Source organism: Streptomyces atratus, assembly GCF_014648655.1.
Lineage (GTDB): Bacteria > Actinomycetota > Actinomycetes > Streptomycetales > Streptomycetaceae > Streptomyces > Streptomyces atratus.
Genome location: NZ_BMRN01000002.1, coordinates 486965 through 513214, shown reverse-complemented (window position 1 = coordinate 513214; position 26250 = coordinate 486965). Strand labels below are relative to the sequence as shown.

Here is a 26250-nt window from a genome sequence, read left to right as displayed (position 1 = left end):
CCCGCATGGCGCATCCCCACGGGCCCATGGGGTGTGCCCGCCCTTGACTGAATGGGTGGATACAGCTGTCAAGCAGCCTCCTGTCCCGGTCGGGGCACCGTCCGCGGCCGCCCGTCGCAACCTCGTGATGGCCACGATCGGTTTCGGGCTGACCTTCTGGGCCTGGAATCTGATCGCGCCCATGGCCGGGGGCTACAAGGAGCGGCTGGGCCTGAATTCGTTCGAGCAGTCGCTGCTGGTCGCGGTGCCGGTGCTGGTCGGTTCGCTGGGCCGGATCCCGGTGGGCGCGCTCACCGACAAGCACGGCGCGCGGCTGATGTTCCCGCTGATCTCGGCGCTCACCGTCGTGCCGGTGCTGCTGCTGATCCCGGCGAAGAACTCCTATGGCGCGATGCTCGCCGTGGGCTTTCTGCTGGGCCTGGGCGGCACGACGTTCGCGATCGGTATCCCGCTGGTCAACTCGTGGTTCCCGCCCGCCGGCCGGGGGCTCGCGCTCGGGGTGTTCGGCATGGGCATGGGCGGCGTCGCCCTGTCCGGGTACTTCACCCCGCGGATCGCCGAACACGGCGACAATCTGCCGTTCCTGGTGGTCGCGGCGGCGCTCGTGGTGTATGCGGCGCTGGCCGCGGTGCTGGTCAGCGACCGCCCGGACCGCCCGGTACCGACCGACTCGCTCGCCCATCGGCTGGGTGACGCGGGGCGGCTGCGGGTCACCTGGGAGCTTTCCGCGCTGTATGCGATCGGCTTCGGCGGGATCGTCGCGTTCGGTGTCTACCTCCCCACGTATCTGAAGACCTGGTACGACCTCTCACCGACCGACGCCGGTACGAAGGCCGCCGGATTCGCCCTGGTCACGGTCGTCTTCCGGCCGATCGGCGGCTGGCTCTCGGACCGCATCCACCCGGCCCTGGTCACGGCGGCGGCGCTCGGCCTGGCCGCCCTGATGGCGATCGTCCAGGCCTTCGACCCGGAACTGGCCCCCGGCGGCACGATCGCACTGCTCTGCATGGCGGCCGGCCTGGGCACCGCGAGCGGCAGCGTCTTCGCCCTGGTCTCCCGGGTGACGCCCCAGGCGAAGGTGGGCAGCGTGACCGGGATCGTCGGCGCGATGGGGGGCCTGGGAGGCTTCGTGCCGCCGCTGGTGATGGGGGCGATCTACAGCGCGAAGGGGTCGTACTCGATCGGCTTCATGCTGCTGTCGGATCTGGCACTGGCGGGGTGTGTGTACGCGTACGGGCGCATGCGGGGGCTTCAGCGGCAGTAGGGCTCGGCTTCACGCGGGTTCGGGTGCCCCAACGCAACGGGTTCCGTCCTCGGACGCCGGACGGGCTCGGTGGTCTCGCCGGGTCGGTGGCTTCTTCGGAGCCGGCCGGGGCAGCTTCGGGCGCGTCCGGCGTCCGAGGACATCTTTTGAGCCCGTCCGGCGGTTGAGGGTGAACCGGTCGGCGGACGGGCCCAGGGGTGCCGGGCTAGGGTGCGGCAGGTGACTCCTCTTCTGTTTGTGCCGGATGACGGTTCCGCCCGGGAAGCCACCCGATTCGGCGAACACACCATGACGTACGACCGGTTGGCCGCCGCCTCCACCTCGCTCGCCGCGCGTCTCAGTGGTGCCGGACGGGTCGCCGTCTGGGCCACGCCCACGCCCGAGACCGTGGTCGCCGTCGTGGCCGCGCTGCGGGCCGGGGTGCCGGCGGTGCCGCTCAACCCGAAGACGGGCACGCGCGAACTCGCGCACATCGTGGCCGACAGCGAACCGACCGTGGTGCTGGCCGGGGCGGGCGACGTGCTCCCGCCGGTGCTGGACACGCTGGACCGTATCGATGTCGACACGGCCCCGGACGGCGAGGGCGGCGGCGCCGCGCTCCCGGAGCCCTCCCCCGAGTCCCCCGCGCTGATCGTCTACACCTCCGGCACCACGGGCCCGCCCAAGGGCGCGATCCTGCCGCGGCGGGCGATCGCTGCGTCGCTGGACGCGCTGGAGGACGCCTGGCAGTGGACCGGCGACGACGTGCTCGTCCACGCCCTGCCGCTGTTCCATGTGCACGGTCTGATCCTGGGAGTGCTCGGTCCGCTGCGCCGTGGCGGATCGGTGCGGCACCTGGGCAGGTTCTCCACCGGCGGTGTGGCCCGGGAGCTGTCGTCCGGCGGCACGATGCTCTTCGGCGTACCGACGATGTACCACCGGCTGGCCGAGGCCCTCGACGGTTCCGCCCCCGGTGCGGCCGAGCTGGCGAAGGCGCTGGCCGGGGCCCGGTTGCTGGTGTCCGGGTCTGCCGCACTGCCGGTCCACGACCACGAGCGGATCGCGGCGGCGACCGGCCGCCGGGTCATCGAGCGGTACGGCATGACGGAGACCCTGATGAACACGGGCGTCCGGGCCGACGGCGAACCACGCCCCGGCACGGTCGGCGCACCCCTGCGCGGCGTCGAGCTCCGCCTGGTCGAGGAGGACGGCACCGTCCTCACCGATCCCGACGCCATCGGCGAGATCCAGGTGCGCGGTACGAACCTCTTCACCGGCTATCTGAACCGACCCGACGCCACGGCCGCCGCGCTCACCGAGGACGGCTGGTTCCGTACGGGAGACATGGCCACCCGTGACACCGACGGCTATGTCAGGATCGTCGGCCGCAAGGCCACCGATCTGATCAAGAGCGGCGGGTACAAGATCGGCGCCGGTGAGATCGAGAACGCGCTCCTCGATCACCCCGGTGTCCACGAGGCCGCCGTCACCGGTGAACCGGACCCGGATCTGGGCGAGCGGATCGTCGCCTGGGTGGTGCCGGCCGACCCCGCCTCACCCCCGACCAAGGACGAGCTCGCGGACCATGTGGCCGCCCAGCTGTCCCCGCACAAGCGCCCGCGCACGGTCCGCTACCTGGACGCACTGCCCCGCAACGACCTGGGCAAGATCATGAAGCGGTCGCTCCATGCGTGACCGGCTGACGGCGAGGGCGGCGATCGCGGCCCTCACCACCGAGTTCGAGGAGCTCGTCGAATCCGGCGTGGCCGACCACGACACGGATGGGGACGGGCCCCTGTCCTGGGCCGGGTACGCCGACTCCCGGGCCCGGGCCGCCGCTCGTACCGGCGAGGAGGAGTCCGTCGTCCACGGCCTCGCCTCCATCGGCGGCCGGAGCTGTGTCCTGGTCTCGTTCGAGTTCGGATTCCTGGGCGGCTCACTCGGGCGGCGCACCGGGGACCTGCTGGAGGCCGCGTACGAGGCCGCCCGGACCCGGGGGCTTCCGCTGGTCTCGCTCATCGCGACGGGCGGCAGCCGGATGCAGGAGGGCATGGTCGCACTGACCCAGCTGCAGCGCGTGGCCCGCGCCTCGGCACGGCTGCGGGCGGCCGGCCCCGCTCAGCTCGCGGTCCTGCGTGATCCGACGACGGGCGGCGGCTGGGCAACGCTGGGCGCGGGCGCCGATGTGATCCTGGCGCTGCCGGGCGCCCAGGTGGGGTTCGCCGGGTCCCGGGTGCGGCCCGCGGACGCGGACCCTCACGCGTACACCGCCGAGGGCCAGCTGGCCGCGGGCCAGATCGACGCCGTCGTCCCGCCGGACGAGCTCCCGGAGACAGTGGCCCGCTGGCTGCAGGCGCTCCACGCACCCGGTTCCCCGGCCCTGGGCCCCGCTCCGGTGCCGGACGCCCTGTCCGCCACCGGTCTCCCGGTGACCGGCTGGGACGCGGTCCGGCAGGCCCGCTCCCCCTCCCGGCCGCGTGCCGAGGCGTATCTGGACGCGTATTTCGACCACCGGCTCCCGCTCGGCGGCGACCGCTGCGGTGGTACGGATCCGGGGCTGCGCTGCGGTTTCGGGCGGCGCGACGGCCGGACGATCGCGTACGTCGCCCAGTGCGGCACCGCGACCCGCCCGGCCGGCTACCGCACGGCGGCCCGGGTGATCCGGCTGGCCGACCGGCTCGGTGTTCCCGTGCTCACCCTGATCGACACCCCGGGCGCGGCGAACGACGCCGAGGCGGAACGGGCGGGCGCGGGCGCGGCCATCGCCGGCACCTTCGCGGCGATAGCAGAGGCCAGGGTCCCCGTCACGACGCTGGTGATCGGCGAGGGCGGTTCGGGCGGCGCACTGGCCCTGGCGGCACCGGGGAACACCTATGTCACCCAGGACAGCTACTTCTCGGTGATCGCCCCGGAATCGGCGGCGGCGATCCTGAAGCGCACCCCGGACGAGGTGCGTGCCACGGCCGACCAGCTGCGGCTGCGCCCCCAGGATCTGGTGGAGCTCGGCATCGCCCGCGCCGTGGTGCGGCCGGATCCGTCCGAGGACTGAGAGCCTGTCGGGTGACCTCCGATCGGATAGCGGACGCGGTCTGGTGCGTGCGATTCCAAGGCGGAGGAGGGAGTCAACGCGGAGCGTTGGTGACTGACGACAACGCGGGAAGCGTGCGTGCCAGGGCGTGGCCGCCCGGTCGGAGGTCACCCGACAGGCTCTGAGCCGTCAGGGCTGCGGGTCCTTCGCGTCGTACCGCGCGAAGCCGCGCCACCGCAGTCCCAGCAGCGATACGGCGACGACACAGGCGATCCCGCCGCCGGTCACCGCCAGGCCGGGCGAGGCCAGATCGGCGACCGATCCGGCCAGAAAGTCGCCGAGCCTCGGTCCGCCCGCCACGACGACGATGAACACGCCCTGCAGCCGTCCTCGCATCTCGTCCGGCACGGCCGCCTGGAGCATGGTGTTCCGGAAGACCATCGACGTGGTGTCCGCACACCCGGCGAGCGCGAGGAAGATCAGCCCGAGCCAGAGCTGACGGGTCAGCCCGAAGATCGCGATGGCGGTGCCCCAGGAGGCGACGGCCAGGAGCACGGCGAGGCCGTGGCGGCGGATGCGTCCCAGCCATCCGGAGAACACCCCGCCGAGCAGCGCACCCAGCGCGGGAGCGGCGACCAGCAGCCCGGTGGTCTTCGCGTCACCGCCGTACCAGAGGACGGCGACGACGGGGAACAGCGCCCGGGGATGGGCCAGCACCATGGCGCACAGGTCGGTGAAGAAGGTCATCCGCAGATTGGGCCTGGTCCCGAGGAAGCGCAGCCCGTCCGCGACGGATGCCCGTCTGCCGCCCGCGCCCTCCTCCCGCTCCGGAAGCATCGAGGGAAGCCGCCACATCGCGTACAGCGAGGCGGTGAAAGTGATGACATCGACGGTGTACGCGGCCCGGTACCCCCACCACCCGACGACGATCCCGCCGAGCATCGGCCCGACCAGCGTGCCGGTGGTTCCGGTCATGGAGTTGAGTGCGTTGGCGGCGGGCAGCTGCTCGGCCGGGAGCAGCCGGGCGATCATCGAGCTGCGGGCCGGTGAGTTGACGGCGAAGCAGGCCGCCTGCAGGGCGACGATCGCGTACAGCAGCCCCACCTGTTCCACCCCGGCGACGGTGGCGGCGACCAGCCCGACGGAGAGGACGAACGACCCCGCGGAGCCGGCCAGTCCCAGCTTGCGGCGGTCGATGGTGTCCGCGACGGCCCCGCCGTACAGCCCGAAGACGACCAGCGGCAGGAACGAACAGAACCCGATGAGCCCGACCGAGAAGGCGGACCCGGTGATGTCGTAGACCTGGAGCGAGACGGCGAGCGCCGTCATTCCCTGCCCGATTCAGGATACCATGTTCCCGAACCAGAGCCGCCGGTAGTCGGGGGAGGTCCGCAGCGGCGTCAGATCGGCGAGTATTCGTGTGCGGTGTGCAGGTTCTTCGGCTGTTCCGGTCACAGCGGATGGTAACGACCCGCGTGTGTCCGGTGGTCCGGTCCCCATCGGGCACAGCCTGTTCCCGGCCACGTCTCCGCGTCAGGAGGCGCGACACGGCCGCGCAGTTCGGCGCCCGCTCCCGCCCGCCTACCGCCAGTGGATTCCTGACGGGCGGGCAGGCGAGTACACCGTGCCGTTATGCGGTTGTTGGGCACGGCGTTCGAACAGAGTGGCGTACAGACCTCTTCGGCCCAGGAGTTGGGTATGCGTGCCCGACTCCACCAGACGTCCCTCGTCCAGAACAAGGATGCGGTCGGCGCTCGCGGCAAGGGCCAGGTCGTGCGTGATCACGATGGTGGTGCGTCCCTCGGCGAGGCGTCGCAGCGGCGCGAGGATGCGCTGTGCGGCCATCCTGTCCAGTCCGGTGGTGGGCTCGTCGAGGAGGAGGACGGGCGCGTCGCGCAGCATGGCGCGGGCGATCGCGATGCGCTGCAGCTGGCCCCCGGAGAGCCGCGAAGTGCCGGGGGAAATGACGGTGGCATATCCCTCTGGCAGGGTGCCGATGAACCCGTGGGCGTCGGCCGCCTTCGCGGCTTCCACGACGTCACGGTGGCTCACATCCGTGCGCCCGCAGCCGATGTTCTCCTCGATGGTGTCGTGCAGGACGAGCGTGTCCTGGGGCAGCAGTGTGATGTTCCGGCGGAGGTAGGTCAGCGGCAGCCGGTCCACGGACACGCCGTCCAGCCGGACACTGCCGGTATCCGGGTCGTAGAACCTCAGCAGCAGAGCCGCCAGGGTCGACTTGCCCGCGCCACTGGGGCCGGTGATGACCAGCAGTTCCCCGGGGCTCGCGGTGAACGAGAGGTCCCGGAGCACCGGCTCGCTGCTGCCGGGGTAGTGGAAGGTGACCTGACACGCCTCCACCTCGCCGAGCGCGCGATTGCGGGGCGGGGCGGGCACGGAGGCGGCCGGATCGGTGACGGCGGGCTCGGCGTCGAGGATCTCCAGCAGCCGTTCGGCTCCCGCGGTCGCGGCGGTGGCCGTCAGACCGAGCTGCCCCAGGGAGCGGATCGGCGGGTAGAGGTAGCCGATGAAGGCGGCGAAGGCCAGAAGCTGTCCGAGGGTCATCCGTCCCGCGGAGATCTCCCACGCCCCCAGGCCGATGATCGCCAGGACGCACAACGTTTCGAGGACCTCGACGAGTTGCTCGTAGAACTCGGTGAGGCGAACCGCCTTCACCGCTGTCCTCAGCCGGATCCGTGCCTTGTCGAGGAGCCGCGTCTCCTCCTCCTGCTGCCTGTTGTACGCCTGGGTCATGACGACGTTGACCAACGTCTCCTCGACCACTGCCGTGATGGCACCGTCCGCCGCGCGGCCGCGCCGGGACACAGCGCGCAGGGGCCCGGCGAAGCGGGTGGTCGTGAACCAGAAGAGCGGCACCATGACAAAGGTGGCGAGGGCAAGATCCCAGCGCAGCCAGAGGGCGGCGGCGGCGTAGAAGAGCGTGCCGAACACGGCGGAGGCGGCCCCGACGATGCCGGAGACCACGAGCGCTTCGATGGCTTCCACGTCGCCCGTCAGCCGCTCCACCAGGTCACCTCGGCGATTGCGCTGGTAGAAGTGCGGCGGAAGCGTCTGGAGATGGCTGAAAACCCGTGCCCGCAGCCTCATGACGAAGCGTTCGGCGACCCAGGCGGCGAGCGAGTTGCCCAGATATCCCACCACCGCACCGATGACGGCCACGACGACCCACTGGCCGGCAGGTTTCCAGAAGGCGCTGACGGAGCCGGTCTGCAGAGCGGTGTCGGTGAGTTTGGCGAAGAGCAGGACCGTGATGGTCTCTGCGATGGCGGCCAGGACGGCGCACAGGAAGATGAGGATGAGCCAGCGCCGGTCGCCCTTGGTCAGTGGCCAGAAGCGCCGGAACGCCATGACGATGCTGACGGGATCCGTGCGGATCGGGACATCCGTCACCGAGTCCTGAGAAGTCTCTTCGGGGGGCGCTGGGCGCCGGGATGAGCTGCGAAGGCGCATGGGCGTCACGTCACAGAGGTGCTCGGACTATGGACCATCTCCATAGGCGCGGACCCCAGAACCGCGAGGCCGACCCGCGCCGCAACGCGAGCCTGCCTCGTTTTGGGGATGGTGTCAGGGATGTCGGGTCAGCGACCGTACCCGCCGCCGCCACCACCACGGCCGCCGCCACCACGGCCGTAACCGCCGCCGCCGCGTCCGTAGCCGCCGCGTCCGTAGCCGCCGCGTCCGTAGCCGCCACGGCCGTAGCCGCCGCGTCCGTATCCGCCACGGCCGTAACCGCCGCGTCCACCATCACCGTCGTGGTCCCTGTGGTCGAAGATGCTGCGTACGTTCATCTTCGTCTCCTTCGGAGGGTATCTGCGCCGCTCCTTGCTCTTGCTGCGGCACTTCCGACACTACGACTACCCCCTACGACCAACAACTCGTACAAGCCGTAATTCGGATAAAAGTCGCGAAATACCGCAAACCTTCGGAGCGTTGTCATAAGTGACTCTCTGGACACCCTCCAGATCCAGGACGCAGACAGCCCTTCAGCCACTGGACACCTTTGCCCACAGCAAAGCTCACCGCCAGAGCCTGAAGCAGGACGACACGGGCCCGACGAGGGCCTGACGATCCCTTCGCGGTCGCACGCCGTCACGCACAATCGGGCCTGCCCGCAAGACCCCTGACGGCGAGAGAGGACCGACCGGCGACGCGCCGGGCCGCGGCGCAAACACTTGATCTTGGTCCGGGGCTATGGTGAGGGCCCCCACGGAATCCGTGGGGGCCCTGCCGCCTGCATATGCACAGGTCGCAACGTTTCTGCCGGGAACAGCGGCAGTGGGGCGGGTGGGACTCGAACCCACGGCCGACGGATTATGAGTCCGCTGCTCTAACCGGCTGAGCTACCGCCCCTTTTCGGCGTGGCGCGTACAAGTGTGCGCGCCGTCTGCCGCAGCATAGCCGGTCATACGATCTCTCGCTGCGGATGGTCGGCTTCGCACGACCATGAAGACTGCGCTGCTCCCCGCCCGGTTCCGAACGGAGCGAAGTAGACGCGAAAGAGTCACGTGCACCCCACACGCATCACAGCGAAGGGTCGACGACAGGCACGCGAAAAAGGACCCCGCAGGGTCCTCTTCCGTTCCGCTCCCCCGACTGGACTCGAACCAGTAACCCTCCGGTTAACAGCCGAATGCTCTGCCAATTGAGCTACAGGGGATCGCGCTCCCCCGACTGGACTCGAACCAGTAACCTGCCGGTTAACAGCCGGCTGCTCTGCCAATTGAGCTACAGGGGATTGCTGCGTTTGCACCGAACCCTACCTGCCTGGCTCCTGCCGGGCGGCGCGCGTTCGCTGCGACACATACATTAGCGCAAGCAGGGGGGTGCTTTGCCAATCGGTATCGCCCGGGGTGATCTCGGGTGCCCGCGGGTAGGCGGGCAGCACACGTCGCACTGAGCAAGGAAGGGTGGCAGCCATGCGGTACCGGCTCACGTTCATCGCCGGACTGGCCCTCGGATACGTGATCGGCGCGCGGGCCGGGCGCGAGCGTTACGAGCAGCTGAAGAAGTCCGCACGTCAGTTCGCCCAGAATCCGGCCGTGCGCAATACCGCCGAGTCCGCGGCACAGAGCGGCCGCGATCTGGCCGGCAAGGCTTACCACGCGGTCAGCGACAAGGTCGGCGAGAAGGTGCCCGCCTCGGTGGCCGACCGGATGCGCTCGTTGCGGTACCGCGGCCAGAACAACGAGGACGACTGGGGCACCACCAACACCTAGCCGGGGGCCGCCCGCCCACTGCCGCGCCACCGGTACGGAAACGCTCCGGCGGTGCGGCAGAATCTTGGGCATGGGCATAGTCGCCGGCTTGGACAGTTCTTCCGCCTTCACACACATCGTCGTATGCGATACGGACACGGGCGCCGTGCTGCGCCGGGGGTACGCCGCACACCCCGTCGATGCGAAGGCCACCGAGGTCGACCCGCAGGCGTGGCTGCTCTCGCTCGGTGAGGCCGCCACCGGAGGGCTGCTCGAAGGCGTGCAGGCCATCGGTGTCGCCGCACAGCAGCACGGCCTGGTGCCGCTGGACCACCAGGGCAATCTCGTACGCCCGGCGCTGCTCGGCAATGACCGGCGGGCGCAGGTCGCCGCGGCCGATCTGATCGACGGGCTCGGCGGGCGGCAGGCCTGGGCCGAGGCGGTCGGGTCGGTGCCTCAGGCCGCGCAGCCGGTGTCGAAGCTGCGCTGGCTGGCGCGGACCGAGCCGGAGGCGGCCCAGCGCGTGGCCTCGGTGCTGCAGCCGCACGACTGGCTGGTGTGGCAACTGCTGGGGCGGCCGGCCCGGCGAACCACCGACCGGGGTGCCGCGTCCGGCACCGGTTACTGGTCGGCGGGCAGTGGTGCCTACCGGCCCGACCTGGTGGAGCTCGCGCTCGGGCACCAGGCGGCGCTGCCCGAGGTGCTCGGCCCCTCCGATGCGGCCGGGACGACGCCCGAGGGGCTGCTGATCTCCGCGGGGACCGGCGAGACGATGGCGGCGGCGTTCGGGCTCGGGGTCGGGGCCGGCGATGCGGTGGTGTCGCTGGGCGCATCGGGTTCGGTCATGGCGGTGCACCACGAGGCGCTGTCCGATCCGAGCGGGATGATCACTTCGTTCGCGGACGCGACCGGGATGCATCTGCCGGTGGTGTACACGTCGAACGCGGTACGCGCCCTGCGCGGGACCGTCGAGATGCTGGGCGTGGAGGGGCTGGAGGAGCTGTCCGCGCTGGCGCTGAAGTCGACGCCGGGCGCCTCCGGACTCGTGCTCCTGCCGTATCTGGAGGGCGAGCGCACCCCGCATCTGCCGCACACGGCGGGGACGCTGTGCGGGCTGCGGCGCGAGTCGATGAAGCCGGAGCATCTGGCACGGGCGGCGTTCGAGGGAATGCTGTGCTCGCTGGCCGACGCGCTCGATGTACTGCGCGGCCGCGGTGTCGAGGTGCGGCGGGTGTTCCTGCTGGGGGCGGCGGCCGAACTGCCCGCAGTGCAGGGGCTCGCGCCCGCGCTGTTCGGTACGCAGGTGGTGGTGCCGCAGCCCGCCGAGTACGCGGCGCTGGGCGCGGCCCGGCAGGCGGCCTGGGCCCTGGGGGCCTCCCGGGGGACGGCCGATCCGCTCACTCCCCCGGCCTGGCAGGGCGCCGCGGCGCAGGTGCTGGAGCCGGGCGAGGAGCTGGCGGCCGGCCGGGCGGTGCGACAGCAGTACGTGGCCACGCGCGACCAGATTCATCCGGGGGCGTTCGACTCCGCGTCCTGAGCCGCCCACCCTGCGTGACATGACTGGGTACACCTGACGGAGATCGGCCTTCCACATGTGTACTCGGTCTTTTTTTTGACCTGGTCTTGAATAAAATCGTTCGAAGTCCCCGCCGGGAGTACCGGAAAATGGGTCGACTCCCGACCTCTGCCGACTCCGAGAGACACGCGTGCTCATAAAACTCCTGCGGGCCTGTCTCGGTCCGTACAAGAAACCCATCCTGCTCCTGGTCCTCCTCCAACTCCTGCAGACCTGCGCCAGCCTCTATCTGCCCACCCTGAACGCCGACATCATCGACAACGGTGTCGTCAAGGGGGACACGGGCTACATCCTGGAGTTCGGCGGCATCATGATCGCCGTCAGCATCGCCCAGGTGGTCTGCAACATGGGGGCCGTCTACTACGGCGCCCGCACCGCGTCCGCCCTCGGCCGCGATGTCCGGGCGTCGATCTTCGACCGGGTGCAGTCGTTCTCGGCGCGTGAGGTCGGACGGTTCGGCGCACCCTCGCTGATCACGCGTACGACCAATGACGTCCAGCAGGTCCAGATGCTCGTGCTGATGACGTTCACCCTGATGGTGTCGGCGCCGATCATGTGCGTCGGCGGCATCATCATGGCGCTCGGCCAGGACGTCCCGCTCTCGGCCGTGCTGCTCGCGGTGGTGCCGGTGCTCGGCATCGCGGTGAGCCTGATCGTCAAGCGGATGCGGCCACTGTTCCGCACCATGCAGGAGCGGGTCGACACCGTGAACCGGGTGCTGCGCGAGCAGATCACCGGCAACCGCGTGATCCGCGCCTTCGTCCGTGACCGTTACGAGGAGGAGCGTTTCCGCGGCGCGAACAACGAGCTGACCGATGTGGCGCTGTCCACGGGCCGGCTGATGGCGCTGATGTTCCCGACCGTGATGACGGTCGTGAATGTGTCCTCGATCGCCGTGGTCTGGTTCGGTGCCCACCGCATCGACAGCGGCGGCATGGAGATCGGCGCGCTGACCGCGTTCCTCGCCTATCTGATGCAGATCGTCATGTCGGTGATGATGGCCACCTTCATGTTCATGATGGTGCCGCGCGCCGAGGTCTGCGCCGAGCGCATCCAGGAGGTCCTGGAGACCGAGTCGAGCGTGGTTCCGCCGGTCGAGCCGGTCAGCGAGCTGCGCGCCCACGGTCATCTGGAGGTCCGCGGGGCGGACTTCCGCTACCCGGGCGCCGAGGAGCCGGTGCTGCGGTCGGTGGATCTGGTGGCCCGTCCCGGCGAGACCACCGCGATCATAGGGTCGACGGGCAGCGGCAAGTCGACGCTGCTCGGACTCGTACCGCGGCTGTTCGATGTGACGGACGGCCAGGTACTGGTCGACGGCACGGACGTACGGACGCTGGAGCCGGCACTGCTGGCGAAGACCGTGGGTCTCGTTCCGCAGAAGCCGTATCTGTTCTCCGGGACGGTCGCGACGAATCTGCGGTACGGAAACCCGGACGCCAGCGACGAGGAGCTGTGGCACGCGCTGGAGGTCGCGCAGGCCAAGGAGTTCGTCGAGGCGCTGGAACACGGCCTGCACGCGCCGATCGCGCAGGGCGGCACCAATGTCTCCGGCGGACAGCGGCAGCGCCTGGCGATCGCCAGGACGCTGGTGCAGCGGCCGGAGATCTACCTCTTCGACGACTCGTTCTCCGCGCTCGACTACGCGACCGACGCCGCACTGCGCGGGGCACTCTCGCAGGAGACGGCCGAGGCGACCGTGGTCATCGTGGCGCAGCGGGTGTCCACCATCCGTGACGCCGACCGGATCCTGGTGCTGGACGAGGGCCGGGTCGTCGGTTCCGGCACCCATCACGAGCTGATGGACGGCAATGACACGTACCGGGAGATCGTGCTCTCCCAGCTGACGGAAGCGGAGGCCGCGTAATGGCCGGGCCTGGCGGACGCATGATGGCGGGCGGGGCGCCGACCGACCGGTCCATGGACTTCAAGGGGTCATCGAAGCGGCTGCTGAAGCGCTTCGCCGCGGAGAAGACCCCGCTGTACGTGATGCTGGCGGCCAGTGTGCTGAGCGTCGGCCTGTCGGTGGTCGGACCGAAGATCCTCGGCAGGGCGACCGACCTGGTGTTCGCCGGGGTCGTCGGCCGGAGCATGCCGGAGGGAACGACCAAGGAACAGGCCGTCGAGGGCCTGCGCAGGACCAACAGCGGCCTCGCCGACATGCTCTCCGGGGTGGATTTCACACCGGGTCACGGCATCGACTTCGGTGCGGTGGGTGACGTACTGCTGGTGGCACTGGCGGTCTACGTCGGTGCCGGGCTGCTGATGCTGGTGGCGACGCGGCTGTCGATCCGGATCATCAACCAGATCGTGTTCCAGCTGCGCGAGGACATCCAGACGAAGCTGTCGCGACTGCCGCTGTCCTACTTCGACCGGGCCAAGCGCGGCGAGGTGCTCAGCCGGGCGACGAACGACATCGACAACATCTCGCAGACGATGCAGCAGACGATGGGCCAGCTCATCAACTCCCTGCTCACCATCGTCGGCGTGCTGATCATGATGTTCTGGGTCTCCCCACTGCTGGCGCTGGTCGCGCTGGTGACGGTGCCGCTCTCGGTGGTCGTGGCCTCGAAGGTCGGCAAGCGGTCCCAGCCGCAGTTCGTGCAGCAGTGGAAGGTGACGGGCAAGCTCAACGCCCATATCGAGGAGATGTACACCGGGCACACCCTGGTGAAGGTCTTCGGCCGGCAGGAGGAGTCCGCGAAGGGCTTCGCCGAGCAGAACGAGGCCCTGTACGAGGCCGGTTTCAAGGCGCAGTTCAACAGCGGGATCATGCAGCCGCTGATGATGTTCGTCTCCAACCTGAACTATGTGCTGATCGCCGTCGTCGGTGGTCTGCGGGTCGCTTCGGGTTCGCTGTCGATCGGTGATGTGCAGGCCTTCATCCAGTACTCACGGCAGTTCTCGATGCCGCTGACCCAGGTCGCCTCGATGGCGAACCTGGTGCAGTCGGGCATCGCGTCGGCCGAGCGGATCTTCGAGCTGCTGGACGCCGAGGAGCAGGGCGCCGACCCCGCGCCGGGTACCGGCGAGCACCCCGAGGAGCTGCGGGGCAGCGTCTCGCTGGAGAAGGTGTCGTTCCGCTACGACCCGGAGAAGCCGCTCATCGAGGATCTGTCGTTGAACGTCGAGCCGGGTCACACGGTCGCGATCGTCGGCCCGACCGGCGCCGGCAAGACCACGCTCGTCAATCTGCTGATGCGGTTCTACGACGTGACGGGCGGCCGGATCACCCTCGACGGGGTGAACGTGGCGAACATGTCGCGCGACGACCTGCGGTCGGGGATTGGCATGGTCCTCCAGGACACCTGGCTCTTCGGCGGGTCGATCGCGGAGAACATCGCGTACGGCGCTTCGCGCGAGGTCACCCGGGAGGAGATCGAGGAGGCGGCGAAGGCGGCCCACGCCGACCGTTTCATCCGCACCCTGCCGGACGGCTACGACACGGTGATCGACGACGAGGGCTCCGGCGTCAGCGCGGGCGAGAAGCAGCTGATCACCATCGCGCGGGCGTTCCTGTCCGACCCGGTGATCCTGGTGCTCGACGAGGCGACGAGCTCCGTCGACACCCGTACCGAGGTACTCATCCAGAAGGCGATGGCGCGCCTGGCGCACGGTCGCACGAGCTTTGTGATCGCGCACCGGCTCTCCACCATCCGGGATGCCGACGTCATCCTGGTGATGGAGAACGGCTCGATCGTCGAACAGGGCACGCACGACGAACTGCTGGATGCCGAGGGCGCGTACGCCCGGCTGTACTCGGCGCAGTTCGCGCAGGCGGTCGCCGAGGTCGACTAGAAGAAGCGGTCAGCGCACGAGGAGGGCCCGTACCGCCGGCCGGCGGTACGGGCCCTCCTTCTTCTGGCCGGACCGGGCCACTCCCATGGACGAGGTGCCGACCCGGCCCGCTCGGCGGCGGGTGCCGTTACGGCCCGGCGTCCCTGCGGGGTCAGTCGAGGTAGCCGCGAAGCTGGTCGGCGAAAGCATGGTCCCGCAGCTTGTTGAGGGTCTTGGACTCGATCTGGCGGATGCGCTCGCGTGTCACGCCGAAGATCCTGCCTATCTCCTCAAGTGTGCGGGGCCGCCCGTCGGCCAGCCCGTAGCGCAGCTGGACCACCTTCCGCTCACGCTCGTTCAGAGTGGAGAGCACCGCTTCCAGGTGCTCGCGCAGCAGCAGGAACGCGGCTGACTCGACCGGGGACGCGGCGTCCCCGTCCTCGATCAGGTCACCGAGGGCGACGTCCTCCTCCTCGCCGACCGGGGCGTGCAGCGAGACGGGTTCCTGGGCGAGCCGCAGGACTTCGCCGACCCGTTCCGGGGTGAGGTCGAGCTGGTCGGCGACCTCCTCGGGCGTCGGCTCGTAGCCGCGCTCCTGGAGCATCCGGCGCTGCACCCGTACGACGCGGTTGATCAGTTCGACGACATGGACCGGGACCCGTATGGTCCGCGCCTGGTCGGCGAGGGCGCGGGACATGGCCTGACGGATCCACCAGGTCGCGTATGTCGAGAACTTGTAGCCCCGGGCGTAGTCGAACTTCTCGACCGCCCTGATCAGTCCGAGGTTTCCCTCCTGGACCAGATCGAGCATGGTCAGCCCGCGGCCGACATAGCGTTTGGCGACGGAGACGACGAGGCGGAGGTTGGCCTCGATGAGACGGCGCTTCGCCATCCGCCCCATGACCACCAACCGGTCGAGATCGACGGCGAGTCGGGTGTCCGGGTCCGGGGTGCTCGCGAGCCGTTCCTCGGCGAAGAGACCGGCCTCGACGCGGCGGGCGAGCTCCACCTCGTCGGCGGCGCAGAGCAGCGGAATCCGGCCGATCTCCCGCAGATACTGGCGGAAAAGATCGGAGGACGGGCCGGCGGTCTCCGGGCGGCCCCGTGACTCCGGCGTTTCGGGCGCCTCCGGCAGCTCCTCCATGAGCGCCTCGGGTGGGTCGGGTGGTGTCTGCGGCTCCACCGCGGCCTCCGGATGGCGCACGGCCCGGTTCTGCGCGGGTATGGCCGAGACATGCTCGGTTTCGGTCAGGGTCCGGGTCTGCACGGGGGCGACCTCCAGGTGATCGCTGCCGGATCGCGGGGATGGAGGGCCACCGTTCGGTGGGCCGGCCGCGCTCCGATGACTCAGGCACCGCCCCCCAGTGTGGGGGAAGACACATCGCTGCCACGAGGGGCGTGCGGGGACTTTCTGAGTCCGGTCCGTGACCGAGCGGTTACGGGGACGGGCGGGTTTTTGAGCCCGTCCGGCGATCGAGGACGGAACTGCGACCGGACGGACCCGGTGCGTCTTCCCGGGCCGCGGCGCCGGAACCTCGCGTCAGAGCGCGTCGGCGCCGTTGTTGCGCAGGGCCTGGGCGTACTGCTGGAGGACCCAGACCTCGTTCTGCGCGGCCGCGAGATGGTCCGGGGCGACATTGCTGCCGAGACGGGCGAGGCTGCCCTGTACGTCGTTGATCCGGCGGTCGACGGCGCGCAGCCGGACCTGGACGAGCTGCATGCCCGCGTAGGTCTCGTCGATGGTCTTGCCGTGGAAGACCTCCACCGCCAGCTCGGTGACCAGATTGCGCACCGTGTCGTTGGGAGCCGCGTCCAGCACCTGGACCAGGTATTCGCGGGTCTCCGGGACACCCGTCTCGGCGCCGCCCGCCTCAGCGATGCACTGCCGGACCGCGGCGTACGGCGGGGCGGTGAACTCGTCGGCCCCGTAGGCGTCGAAGGCCGGTGAGACGAGGGCGGGCTTCTGCAGAGCGAGCTTGAGCAGCTCGCGCTCGGTGCGGTGGGCGGGGCTGCGGAGGTTGAGGGCGGGGCCCGAGGTGGCGGCGGGCGCCCGGACCTGCTGGGGCTGGGGACCGCCGTGGGACGGGGCCTGCGCGGGGCCCCGCTGCTCACCCCGTTCTCGGGCCCAGCGGGCGAGCTGGCCGACGCGCTTGACCACGAACTGGGTGTCCAGGATTCCGAGCATGCCGGCCAGCTGGACGGCGACCTCGTGCTGCGAGGAGCTGTTCTTGATCCGGGCGACGACGGGTGCCGCCTCGTCGAGCGCGGCGCCGCGGCCCGCCGGGGTCTCCAGGTCGTACCGGCCGACGATCTGGCGGAGCGCGAACTCGAAGAGCGGGGTGCGGGGTTCGACCAGGTCACGGACGGCCTCGTCGCCCTTGGCCAGGCGCAGATCGCACGGGTCCATGTTGTCCGGGGCGATCGCGATGTACGTCTCGGCGGCGAACTTCTGGTCGTCCTCGAAGGCGCGCAGGGCGGCCTTCTGCCCGGCCGCGTCACCGTCGAAGGTGAAGATCACCCGGGCGCTGCCGTTGTCCATCAGGAGGCGGCGCAGGATCTTGATGTGGTCGCCGCCGAACGCCGTGCCGCAGGTGGCGATGGCGGTGGTGATCCCGGCGAGGTGGCAGGCCATGACGTCGGTGTAGCCCTCGACGACCACGGCCCGGCTGGCCTTCGCGATGTCCTTCTTCGCGAGGTCGATGCCGTACAGCACCTGGGACTTCTTGTAGATCGAGGTCTCGGGGGTGTTGAGGTACTTCGGTCCGTTGTCGTCGTCGCGCAGCTTGCGGGCGCCGAAGCCGACGACCTCGCCGGAGGTGTCGCTGATCGGCCACATCAGCCGGCCGCGGAATCGGTCGATGGGGCCGCGCCTGCCGTCCTGGGAGAGGCCGGAGGTGATCAGCTCCTTGTCGCTGAAGCCTTTGCCGCGCAGATAGCGGGTGAGGTGGTCCCAGCCGGCCGGGCTGTAGCCGACGCCGAAATGGGCGGCCGCCGCCTGGTCGAAGCCGCGCTCGGCGAGGAACTTCCGGCCGATCTCGGCCTCGGGGCTGTCCAGCTGCTCGACATAGAACTGGGCGGCCACCTTGTGCGCCTCGACCAGCCGGATGCGCTCACCGCGCTGGTGGGAGGGGTTGTACCCACCCTCCTCGTACCGCAGGGTGATGCCCGCCTTGGCGGCGAGCCGCTCGACCGTCTCGGAGAACGAGAGATGGTCGATCTTCATCACGAAGGCGATCGTGTCGCCGCCCTCCTGGCAGCCGAAGCAGTGGAAGAGACCCTTGCTCGGGCTGACCTGGAAGGAGGGGGACTTCTCGTCGTGGAACGGGCAGAGGCCCTTGAGGTTGCCACCGCCGGCGTTGCGCAGCTGGAGATACTCGGAAACGACGGCGTCGATCGGGACCGCGTCCCGTACCGCCTTCACATCGTCGTCATTGATCCTGCCTGCCACGGGTGAAGTCTACGGGTGGGGTACGACAGCTGTGCCGCGCGGCAATGTGATCCGTGGAACCCGGCGGCGAGGACGCCTGGCGGGTGCCGTACGGCTGAGCCGTCCCGTCCGGGGCCACCGGGCGGAACGGCCGACTCGGCTCGGCTCAGTTCAGGGAGACCAGCGGTACCGACGGGTCCGCCAGTGCGTCCGGGTCGACCTGCCGGCCGGACCGGATCAGCTCCTGCACGGTCTCGGTGACGTCCCACACGTTGACGTTCATCCCGGCCAGTACCCGGCGGTCCTTCAGCCAGAAGGCGATGAACTCACGCTTCCCCGCGTCGCCGCGGATGACCACCTGGTCGTAGCTGCCCGGCGGCGCCCAGCCCGAGTATTCGAGGCCGAGATCGTACTGGTCGGAGAAGAAGTACGGCACCCGGTCGTAGCTGACGTCCTTGCCGAGCATGGCGCGGGCCGCTGCCGGGCCGCTGTTCAGCGCGTTCGCCCAGTGCTCCACGCGCAGCCGGGCGCCGAGCAGCGGATGGGCCACGTTGGCGACGTCACCGGCCGCGAAGATGTGCGGGTCACTGGTGCGCAGGGAGGCGTCGACGGCGATGCCGCCGCCGTCCTTGCGCGCGGCCATGTCGAGCCCCGCGGCTTCGGCGAGGGCGGTACGGGGGGCGGCACCGATCGCGGCGAGCACGTCGTGGGCGGGGTGCTCCTCGCCGTCGTCGGTGCGGACCGCGAGGACCAGGCCGTCCTGGCCGATGATCTCGGCGAGGCGGACGCCGAAGTGGAAGCGGACACCGTGGTCGCTGTGCAGATCGGTGAAGATCTGGCCCAGTTCGGGCCCGACGACCTGATGCAGTGGCGTCGGCTCCGGTTCGACGACGGTGACCTCGGCGCCGTAACCGCGTGCCGCCGCCGCGACCTCCAGGCCGATCCAGCCGGCCCCGGCGATCACCAGATGGCCGTTGTCGCGGCCGAGGGAGGCTAGTACGTTGCGCAGCCGGTCCGAGTGGGCGAGACGGCGCAAATGGTGGACTCCGGCCAGGTCCGTACCCGGAATGGGGAGACGGCGCGGCTCGGCCCCGGTGGCGAGCAGCAGCTTGTCGTAGTGGACGACGGTGCCGTCGCCGAGCTGTACGGAGCGGGCCTCCCGGTCGAGGCTGGTGACGGGCTGGCCCAGGTGGAGCTCGATGTCGGCGCCCGCGTACCAGGCGGTCTCGTGGACGAAGACGCTGTCCCGCTCCTCCTTGCCGGTCAGATAGCCCTTGGAGAGCGGCGGCCGTTCGTACGGATGGTCGCGTTCATCGCCGAGAAGGATCACCCGGCCGCTGAAACCTTCCGCCCGGAGTGTCTCGGCTGCCTTCGCTCCTGCCAGTCCTCCGCCGACGATGACGAACGTCCGATGTGCGTCGACCACGTGATGCCTCCTCGGTGCTTGCTGCGCGGGGCCCAACTGCGAGCGTCCCGCACGCAGCGTGATGGCGAAAGAGGGTGTACACCGATCAGGTCACACCCAGTGGTCACAGGCCGCTCCGCGCGGCTCGGTCGATACCGCGCCGTGCGGCTCGCGGACACGACCGGCCGGGGACGGGACCCCGGTCAGCGGCGGCGGCCGGTGAGCGATGCGTGCAGGGAGCGTGCGGAGGCGTCGGTCAGGGCGGCGATCTGGTCGACCAGGACCCGCTTGCGGGCCCTGTCGTCGTCGTGGGCGGCGTAGAACAGCGCCCGGAACTGCGGCTCCAGCCCCTCCGGGGCACGTGCGGTCAGCGCGGCGGCCAGTTCCGCGATGACGATCCGCTGGTCGGCGCGGATGGCCTCCTGCTCGGCGCGCTGCATGACGTACCGGTCTGCGACTGCCTTGAGCACGGCGCATTCGTTGCGTGCCTCGCGCGGGACGACGAGGTCGGCGCCGTAGCGGCCGAGCCGGCCCGTCCCGTACGCCAGCCGGGTACTGCTCTCGGCGGCGAGACAGAACCGGCCGATCAGCTGGCTCGTCGCGTCCTTCAGCCGGGCCTGGGCGACGGCGGATCCGTCGTAGCCGTGCGGCCACCAATCCTGACCGATGAGCCGGTCCAGAGCGTCGGCCAGTTCCTCGGGCTCGGTGTCCACCGGGACGTAGCGGCCGATGGCGACCGCCCAGATCTCGTTCCGCTCGGGCTCGGCGTAGAGACAATTGGGGTCGATGTGCCCGGCGTGCAGCCCGTCCTCGAAGTCGTGCACCGAGTACGCGACATCGTCGGACCAGTCCATGACCTGGGCCTCGAAGCACTTGCGGTCCTTCGGAGCGCCCTGGCGGGCCCACTCGAAGACCGGCAGGTCGTCCTCGTACACCCCGAATTTCGGCGATCCGGGGTCAAAGGGGTGCCCGCCACGCGGCCACGGGTACTTGGTGGCCGCGTCCAGAGCGGCACGGGTCAGGTTGAGTCCGACGCTGACCAGCTCGCCGGTCCGGGTGTCGGGCACGAACCGCTTCGGTTCGAGCCTGGTCAGCAGGCGCAGCGACTGGGCGTTGCCCTCGAAGCCCCCGCAGTCCGACGCGAAGTCGTTGAGCGCCTGCTCCCCGTTGTGTCCGAACGGCGGGTGGCCCAGGTCATGGGCGAGGCAGGCCGTCTCGACCAGATCGGGGTCGCAGCCGAGCGCCGCCCCGAGTTCGCGGCCGACCTGTGCGCATTCCAGGGAGTGCGTGAGCCGGGTACGCGGGCTGGCGTCCCAGGCGTGGCTGCGGGTGCCGGGGGTGACGACCTGGGTCTTCCCGGCGAGACGGCGCAGCGCGGCGGAGTGCAGCACTCTTGCGCGGTCACGCTGGAATGCGGTACGACCGGGCCGTTTGTCCGGCTCGGTGTCCCAGCGCTCGGCGTCGGCCGCACCGTAGGGGGCCATGCCGTGGTCCTGTGTTCCCTGCGTACCGTCCATGCCGTCCATGGTTCCGACAGTAAACGGCCGGGCCGACAGGAGGGCTCAGGCGGATGCGCGGCGGGCGGCTCGGGGAAGGCGCTGTTCGGTCGTCGCGACCCCGGCCGCGAACCGCCGGACAGCCCCTGAGGCGGGGGCCTGCGCGGCCCGTCGGGTTCCGTTCAGGGAGACGCGGCTGAGCTGGGTGCCGAGCTGTGCGGTGATGCGGGTCAACAGTTGCGCCGTGCTGTCGAGGGGCAGGGACTCATCGGGATGTGCCGGTGCCGACTCCGTCATGAACCGATGGTGCGGGGCCGGGATTGCCGCACCGTTGCGTGAGGGTGACGGGTGCTTTCCGCGGGCGCATCGAGCGGTCGGGGCGGCGGCGGGCGCGGTATCGGTTCAGCCGGGGTCTCGGTTCCGGGCGGAGTCTCGGTGTCGGGCCGGGTCCCGGTGCCGGGCGAGGTCCCGGTTCCGGGCGAGGTCCCGGTGCCGGGCGAGGTCCCGGTGCCGGGCGAGGTCTCGATATCAGGCTGTGTTGCCGAAGAGCCGCTCGATGACGTGCGCGACCCCGTCCTCCTCGTTGGAGAGCGTGTGCGTCCTTATGGCGGCCAGCACGCTCGGGTGGGCGTTGCCCATCGCGTAGCCGGTGCCGGCCCAGTCGAGGACGGTCAGGTCGTTGGGCATGTCGCCGAAGGCGATGACCTCCGTGGCGTCGATGCCCCGCCCGGCGCACAGCATCGAGAGGGTGCCGGCCTTGGTGACGCCGGACGCGCTGATCTCCAGCAGCCCGCGCCCGCCGGAGTGGGTGAGCTGTACCTCGCCGCCCGCCCCTTCCTCGGCAGCGGCCAGCAGGGCGTCCGCGTCGAGCCGGTCCGACCAGGCGAGCAGCTTGGTGACGGGGAGGTCGGTCAGCCACAGATCCGCCAGCGACGGTACGGGCAGCTCGGCGTCGATGTCCTCGGAGAGCCGCAGCCGGTAGGCGGGTTCGTACAGGACGTGGCTGCCGGTCTCCAGGGCGAAGCCGATCTCGGGCACGGCGGCGGCGAGTGCGGTGGCCACGCGCCGGGCGGTGGCGAGGGGCAGGGCGCGGGAGGAGACGACGGTGCGCGTCCCGATGTCGTACACCAGCGCCCCGTTGCTGCACACGGCCGTCCCGACGAGGCCGGCGGCCTCGGCGAGCCGGTCGACGAATCTGGGCGGCCGGGCGGTGACGAGGACGACCTCCGCACCGGCGCTCTCGGCCGTGCGCAGGGCGCGCAGGGTGCGGGGCGAGAGGGTTCCGTCGTTGCGCAGGAGTGTGCCGTCGAGATCGGAGGCGATCAGCCGTGGAAGCAACATTGCCCGATGCTACTGGGCATCCTCCGGACAATCGCCGGTCTCAGTCCGAGGTGCACCGGAGCAGCATGCCCGGCCCGTCCGGAGTGAGCACCGGCACTCCATGCCTCGTCCGTCTCGTCCAACCGGCTCTCGTCCCGGAGCAGTTCGCGGGGCTGGTGGTCCACGCCGTCGCCGAGCCGGCAGAGGATGTCCCCGACCGCGCTGCGCAGGGTGGCCCGCTCGTCCGGCGTCCAGGGGCGGTTCCTCGTGTCCGCACCGCGGAAGTGCTGCTCGAAGAGCTGCCGCAGCGCGCCGAGTTCATCGGCGAGCGCACCGGGACGAGGAACCCCTCCGCCTCGCCCTGCCGGCAGGCCGTACCGCCGTACTGCTGCTGGTAAACGCCCCTGATGGGAGCCGTCACCACCACATACAGCCGGTCGGTGGCCGCACCATCGGGGTCGAGGAACACATGGCGTGGGGAAGGCATGGGGTCGGCGTGGCGGGCGGCGGGCGCGTACTCAATGGGTTTTCCGGGCCGCCCGTTCGGCTGCCGCGTGCCACCACGCCGGGGCGGGCGGGAATCCTGGCCGCGAGGTCGGCTGGTCGGGATGGAGGCCGAGCGGAATCAGCACCGAAGCCCGGACGCGGACGGTGATCCAGCCGTGCCAGCGACCGTCCGGGCCCGGGCCGCAGGCCAGGTCGACGTGCAGGTCGTCGACGGCGAACGGCATCCAGTCGATGCCCCGGTCCCGCAGTCAAGCGCGGACGGCAGCCGCGGGATGCGGTCGGCCCTTCAGATTCTCGTACGCGGCGACGGTCACCCAGTCGCCCGTCCCGGTTCCAGGTCGGTTCATGCGGACATCATGCCCGAAGCGTCTGCGGCAAGATCGGAAACGGTTACGAAATCAATGAAATCGGGAGATGGAGAACCGTTTCCCCCCATCGCTCGTCCGATCATGTGGGACAGCACGGCACAACACAGGGCGCGGACGGGGGGACACCCATGCGGGAGAAGCAGCCGGGACGGCTGGGGCGGCTCGGGCGGTTGCGGCCGCGATGGCCGCGGACGCGGCGCGGGCAGCGGCGGCTCGTGCAGGGGGTGATGGTCGCCTGTGTGGCGGCGCTGGCGCCCGCGACCTGGATGTACTCCGTGGCCGACGCCCGCGTCAGGACGACCGCGGACGCGCCCGCGCAGCAGGTCGCCATGGTGTTCGGGGCCGGTCTCTGGAAGGGCAAGCCGTCGCCGTATCTCGCGAACCGGCTGAACGCCGCCGCCGAGCTGTACCGGGACGGGAAGGTGAAGGTCGTGCTCGTGACCGGTGACAACAGCCGGAAGGAGTACGACGAACCCGACGCCATGCGCACGTATCTCAGGGCGCACGGGGTGCCGGACGAGCGGATCGTGAGCGACTTCGCCGGGTTCGACACCTGGGACTCGTGCGTTCGGGCCAAGAAGATCTTCGGCGTCGACCGCGCGGTGCTGGTGAGCCAGGGGTTCCACATCCGGCGGGCGATCGCGCTGTGCCGGACCGCGGGGATCGATGCGTACGGGGTCGGCGTCGACGCCGTACACGATGCGACCTGGTACTACGGCGGGACACGGGAGATGTTCGCGGCCGGGAAGGCGGCGCTGGATGCCGTGTTCAGGCCCGACCCGCACTTCCTGGGGCCGAAGGAGCCCGGGGTCGAAGAGGCTCTGGCGGCGGACGGGCGCTGAGGGCCGGCACCCCCGGGCGGGTGCCGGCTCTACAGAGAGATGACCGGGGCGGTCTCGGCAAAGACCCAGTCGAGGTAACGGGCGCTGCCCCGTACCACCGGGATCGCGACGATCTCCGGAGTTTCGTAGTCGTGCGCCGCCAGGAGATGGGCCTCCAGTTCGTCGTACCGCTCGGCCGTCGTCTTGAACAGCAGCTGCCACTCCTCGGTGGTCTCGATGGCGTTCTGCCAGCGGTAGACCGAGGTGACGGGCGCGCAGATCTGTACGCAGGCGGCGAGCCGCGCCTCCACCGCGCTCTGCGCCAGGGAATGGGCCTTCTCCTCGCTGTCCGTCGTGGTCAGTACGGTCAGCACTGTCGGCGTCGTCACCTTCGGGCTCCTCGGGGGTCGGTTACGGAGTGTCCCTGCTCCCATCATCGGTGGTCGGGGGCGTCGCGGCGCGGCGCAGTGCCTGGTGGTCAGACGCCGTAGGGATGAACGGCCTTGGCGTCGCGCAGCGTGCGCCCCCACCAGACCAGCTGGTCGAGCAGCGTCTTGGCCGCCGCGTCGCAGCCCGCCGGGTCCTTGTGCCTGCCCTCGTCGTCGAACAGGGCGCCCGCGTTGTGGAACGACACCGTTTCCCGGATGCCGACGCTGTGCAGCTCCGCGAAGACCTGCCTCAGATGCTCGACGGCGCGCAGACCTCCGGAAACTCCGCCGTACGAGACGAAGGCGACGGGTTTGGCCTGCCACTCGGCGTGATGCCGGTCGATGAGGTTCTTCAGCGGGGCCGGGTACGAGTGGTTGTACTCGGGGGTGATGACGACGAAGGCATCGGCCTCCGCCAATCTGGTCGACACGGCCGCCAGTTGGGCCTGCGCATCGGCGTCGGGCCGATAGGAGAGGGCGATCGGGAGGTCGAGTTCCGCGATGTCGATCAGATCGGTCTCGATGCCGGGATGACCGGTGGTGCGCGAGAGGAACCAGTCGGAGACGACGGGGGCGAACCGCCCTTCGCGATTGCTGGCGAGGATGACCGCGACCTTCAGAGGTGCGGTGGCGGCGGTCGTGGATGCGATGGATGAGGATGTCGCGGTGAGGTCCATACGGAGAGGCTCATATGTCAACCATGGTTGAGGTCAAGTCCTGTCCGTCGGGGGCCGTCGTCGCGCGCCGCGGCATACGGTGGATCGCATGACGACTCCCCCTCCCGCACCCTTCCCCTACGCCGAGTTCGACGGGCACCCGGCCACCGAGGCGGATCTGCGGATTCCGACCTTCCTCAACTACGGCCATTTCACGGCCATGCAGGTCAGGGACGGAAAGGTGCGCGGCCTCGCCCTGCATCTGGCCCGGCTGGACTCCGCCAATCAGGAGCTGTTCGAGCACGGTCTCGACGGGGAGCGGGTCCGCGAGCTGATCCGACACGCGCTGGACAGTGCCGGGGTACGGGACGCCTCGACCCGGGTGTACGGCTTTCCGTCGCCGGTCGGCACGGGGACGACCGTGATGGTCACGGTGCGCGAGCCGGCACGGAAGTCCCCCGAACCGCACGACCTGATGTCCGTTCCGTACGCCCGGACCGTGCCGCACATCAAACGTCCCGGCGAGTTCGGGCAGACGTACTACGCAAGGCTCGCGGCACGCGCCGGTTTCGACGAGGCCCTGCTGACCACGCCGGACGGCGCGGTGACCGAGGGTTCGATCACCAACATCGGTTTCTGGGACGGCACTTCGGTCGTCTGGCCACAAGCCCCCTCCCTGCTCGGCATCACCATGGCGCTGCTGGAGCAGGAGCTGCCCGGCGCGGGGCTGGAGTCGGTACGGCGCCCGGTGACGCTGGACGGGCTGGCCGCGTTCCGGTCGGCGTTCATCACCAACTCGCAGGGCATCGCGCCGGTCCGGCGCATCGACGACACCGAATTCACGGTGGACGAGGAGCTGATGAAACGGATCGGACAGGCCTACGACGGTGCGCCGTGGGACACCATCTGACGCGTCCCGGCGTCACACCTGCCTGCACGGCGAACTCCACGCCCTGCCGCGGACGGCGGTCCGAAGGTGCACGGAGGG

The 26250-nt window shown here is 70.2% G+C and carries 21 protein-coding genes, 3 tRNA genes and 1 pseudogene; 9 read left to right on the top strand and 16 right to left on the bottom strand.

Annotated features, from left to right (window positions below):
* Positions 1-55 precede the first annotated feature (55 nt).
* The 3 genes from IEZ15_RS05270 (at position 56) to IEZ15_RS05260 (ending at position 4292) form a co-directional block, all read left to right on the top strand.
* The gene (locus tag IEZ15_RS05270) at positions 56-1264 is read left to right on the top strand and encodes an MFS transporter (RefSeq protein WP_189274577.1); all 1209 of its coding nucleotides are present in this window, start codon (positions 56-58) and stop codon (positions 1262-1264) included.
* Positions 1265-1552: 288 nt separating this feature from the next.
* Positions 1553-2938 carry an acyl-CoA synthetase gene (locus IEZ15_RS05265; RefSeq protein ID WP_189274718.1) on the top strand — a complete coding sequence of 462 codons (1386 nt, stop codon included), beginning with the start codon at positions 1553-1555 and terminating at the stop codon, positions 2936-2938.
* Positions 2931-4292: a carboxyl transferase domain-containing protein gene (locus tag IEZ15_RS05260; protein WP_189274575.1), complete on the top strand. Its 1362-nt coding sequence runs from the start codon at positions 2931-2933 to the stop codon at positions 4290-4292. Before IEZ15_RS05265 ends, IEZ15_RS05260 begins: the two co-directional genes overlap by 8 nt.
* Before the next feature lie 168 nt (positions 4293-4460).
* On the opposite strand, the pseudogene IEZ15_RS05255 reads toward IEZ15_RS05260, so the two are convergent.
* The 6 genes and pseudogenes from IEZ15_RS05255 to IEZ15_RS05230 form a co-directional block, all read right to left on the bottom strand.
* Positions 4461-5726: pseudogene (locus IEZ15_RS05255) on the bottom strand (MFS transporter).
* A 126-nt stretch (positions 5727-5852) separates the two neighbouring features.
* The gene (locus IEZ15_RS05250) at positions 5853-7637 is read right to left on the bottom strand and encodes an ABC transporter ATP-binding protein (protein WP_229845751.1); all 1785 of its coding nucleotides are present in this window, start codon (positions 7635-7637) and stop codon (positions 5853-5855) included.
* A 230-nt stretch (positions 7638-7867) separates the two neighbouring features.
* Positions 7868-8077: a hypothetical protein gene (locus IEZ15_RS05245; RefSeq protein ID WP_189274571.1), complete on the bottom strand. Its 210-nt coding sequence runs from the start codon at positions 8075-8077 to the stop codon at positions 7868-7870.
* 488 nt (positions 8078-8565) lie between these two features.
* Positions 8566-8639: transfer RNA gene (locus tag IEZ15_RS05240), tRNA-Ile, on the bottom strand.
* 234 nt (positions 8640-8873) lie between these two features.
* Positions 8874-8946: transfer RNA gene (locus IEZ15_RS05235), tRNA-Asn, on the bottom strand.
* Between the two features lie 5 nt (positions 8947-8951).
* Positions 8952-9024, bottom strand: a tRNA-Asn gene (locus tag IEZ15_RS05230).
* 181 nt (positions 9025-9205) lie between these two features.
* Between IEZ15_RS05230 and IEZ15_RS05225 the strand changes: the two genes are divergently transcribed.
* The 4 genes from IEZ15_RS05225 to IEZ15_RS05210 all read left to right on the top strand — a co-directional run bounded on the left by IEZ15_RS05225 (position 9206) and on the right by IEZ15_RS05210 (position 14855).
* Complete coding sequence (locus IEZ15_RS05225; RefSeq protein ID WP_189274569.1) at positions 9206-9505, top strand: YtxH domain-containing protein; 300 nt, start codon at positions 9206-9208, stop codon at positions 9503-9505.
* Positions 9506-9575: 70 nt separating this feature from the next.
* Complete coding sequence (locus IEZ15_RS05220) at positions 9576-11021, top strand: FGGY family carbohydrate kinase (protein ID WP_189274567.1); 1446 nt, start codon at positions 9576-9578, stop codon at positions 11019-11021.
* A 169-nt stretch (positions 11022-11190) separates the two neighbouring features.
* Positions 11191-12924, top strand: a complete 1734-nt coding sequence (locus tag IEZ15_RS05215) for an ABC transporter ATP-binding protein (RefSeq protein WP_114244390.1) — start codon at positions 11191-11193, stop codon at positions 12922-12924.
* Positions 12924-14855: an ABC transporter ATP-binding protein gene (locus tag IEZ15_RS05210; protein WP_189274565.1), complete on the top strand. Its 1932-nt coding sequence runs from the start codon at positions 12924-12926 to the stop codon at positions 14853-14855. Before IEZ15_RS05215 ends, IEZ15_RS05210 begins: the two co-directional genes overlap by 1 nt.
* Positions 14856-15006: 151 nt before the next feature.
* On the opposite strand, the gene IEZ15_RS05205 is transcribed toward IEZ15_RS05210, so the two are convergent.
* The 8 genes from IEZ15_RS05205 to IEZ15_RS05170 form a co-directional block, all read right to left on the bottom strand.
* Positions 15007-16101 (bottom strand): RNA polymerase sigma factor, encoded by a 1095-nt coding sequence (locus tag IEZ15_RS05205; RefSeq protein WP_189274563.1) that lies wholly within the window; start codon positions 16099-16101, stop codon positions 15007-15009.
* A 273-nt stretch (positions 16102-16374) separates the two neighbouring features.
* Positions 16375-18282, bottom strand: coding sequence for a DNA primase (gene dnaG / locus IEZ15_RS05200; protein WP_189274561.1), 1908 nt, complete (start codon positions 18280-18282; stop codon positions 16375-16377).
* A 145-nt stretch (positions 18283-18427) separates the two neighbouring features.
* Positions 18428-19687, bottom strand: a complete 1260-nt coding sequence (locus IEZ15_RS05195; protein ID WP_114244394.1) for an NAD(P)/FAD-dependent oxidoreductase — start codon at positions 19685-19687, stop codon at positions 18428-18430.
* 182 nt (positions 19688-19869) lie between these two features.
* Positions 19870-21183: a deoxyguanosinetriphosphate triphosphohydrolase gene (locus tag IEZ15_RS05190; protein ID WP_373302503.1), complete on the bottom strand. Its 1314-nt coding sequence runs from the start codon at positions 21181-21183 to the stop codon at positions 19870-19872.
* A 45-nt stretch (positions 21184-21228) separates the two neighbouring features.
* Positions 21229-21459, bottom strand: coding sequence for a hypothetical protein (locus tag IEZ15_RS46990; protein WP_373302496.1), 231 nt, complete (start codon positions 21457-21459; stop codon positions 21229-21231).
* A 231-nt stretch (positions 21460-21690) separates the two neighbouring features.
* A complete protein-coding gene (locus IEZ15_RS05180) occupies positions 21691-22488 on the bottom strand; it encodes a Cof-type HAD-IIB family hydrolase (protein ID WP_189274716.1) in 798 nt (265 codons plus the stop codon).
* A 55-nt stretch (positions 22489-22543) separates the two neighbouring features.
* Complete coding sequence (locus IEZ15_RS46985; RefSeq protein WP_373302495.1) at positions 22544-22969, bottom strand: DUF6210 family protein; 426 nt, start codon at positions 22967-22969, stop codon at positions 22544-22546.
* 31 nt (positions 22970-23000) lie between these two features.
* On the bottom strand, positions 23001-23213 hold the full coding sequence (locus IEZ15_RS05170; RefSeq protein ID WP_189274555.1) for a hypothetical protein: 213 nt from the start codon (positions 23211-23213) through the stop codon (positions 23001-23003).
* Positions 23214-23485: 272 nt separating this feature from the next.
* Here IEZ15_RS05170 and IEZ15_RS05165 point away from each other — a divergent pair, with 272 nt between their 5' ends.
* Positions 23486-24199 (top strand): SanA/YdcF family protein, encoded by a 714-nt coding sequence (locus IEZ15_RS05165; protein WP_189274553.1) that lies wholly within the window; start codon positions 23486-23488, stop codon positions 24197-24199.
* Between the two features lie 29 nt (positions 24200-24228).
* Here the strand turns inward: IEZ15_RS05165 and cutA are convergent, their stop codons facing one another.
* Together cutA and IEZ15_RS05155 are read right to left on the bottom strand one after the other, a co-directional pair.
* Positions 24229-24612, bottom strand: coding sequence for a divalent-cation tolerance protein CutA (gene cutA / locus IEZ15_RS05160; RefSeq protein ID WP_189274551.1), 384 nt, complete (start codon positions 24610-24612; stop codon positions 24229-24231).
* Between the two features lie 44 nt (positions 24613-24656).
* The gene (locus IEZ15_RS05155) at positions 24657-25283 is read right to left on the bottom strand and encodes an NADPH-dependent FMN reductase (RefSeq protein ID WP_189274549.1); all 627 of its coding nucleotides are present in this window, start codon (positions 25281-25283) and stop codon (positions 24657-24659) included.
* 88 nt (positions 25284-25371) lie between these two features.
* Between IEZ15_RS05155 and IEZ15_RS05150 the strand changes: the two genes are divergently transcribed.
* Positions 25372-26172 (top strand): aminotransferase class IV family protein, encoded by an 801-nt coding sequence (locus IEZ15_RS05150; RefSeq protein ID WP_189274547.1) that lies wholly within the window; start codon positions 25372-25374, stop codon positions 26170-26172.
* The last annotated feature ends 78 nt before the right edge of the window (positions 26173-26250 follow it).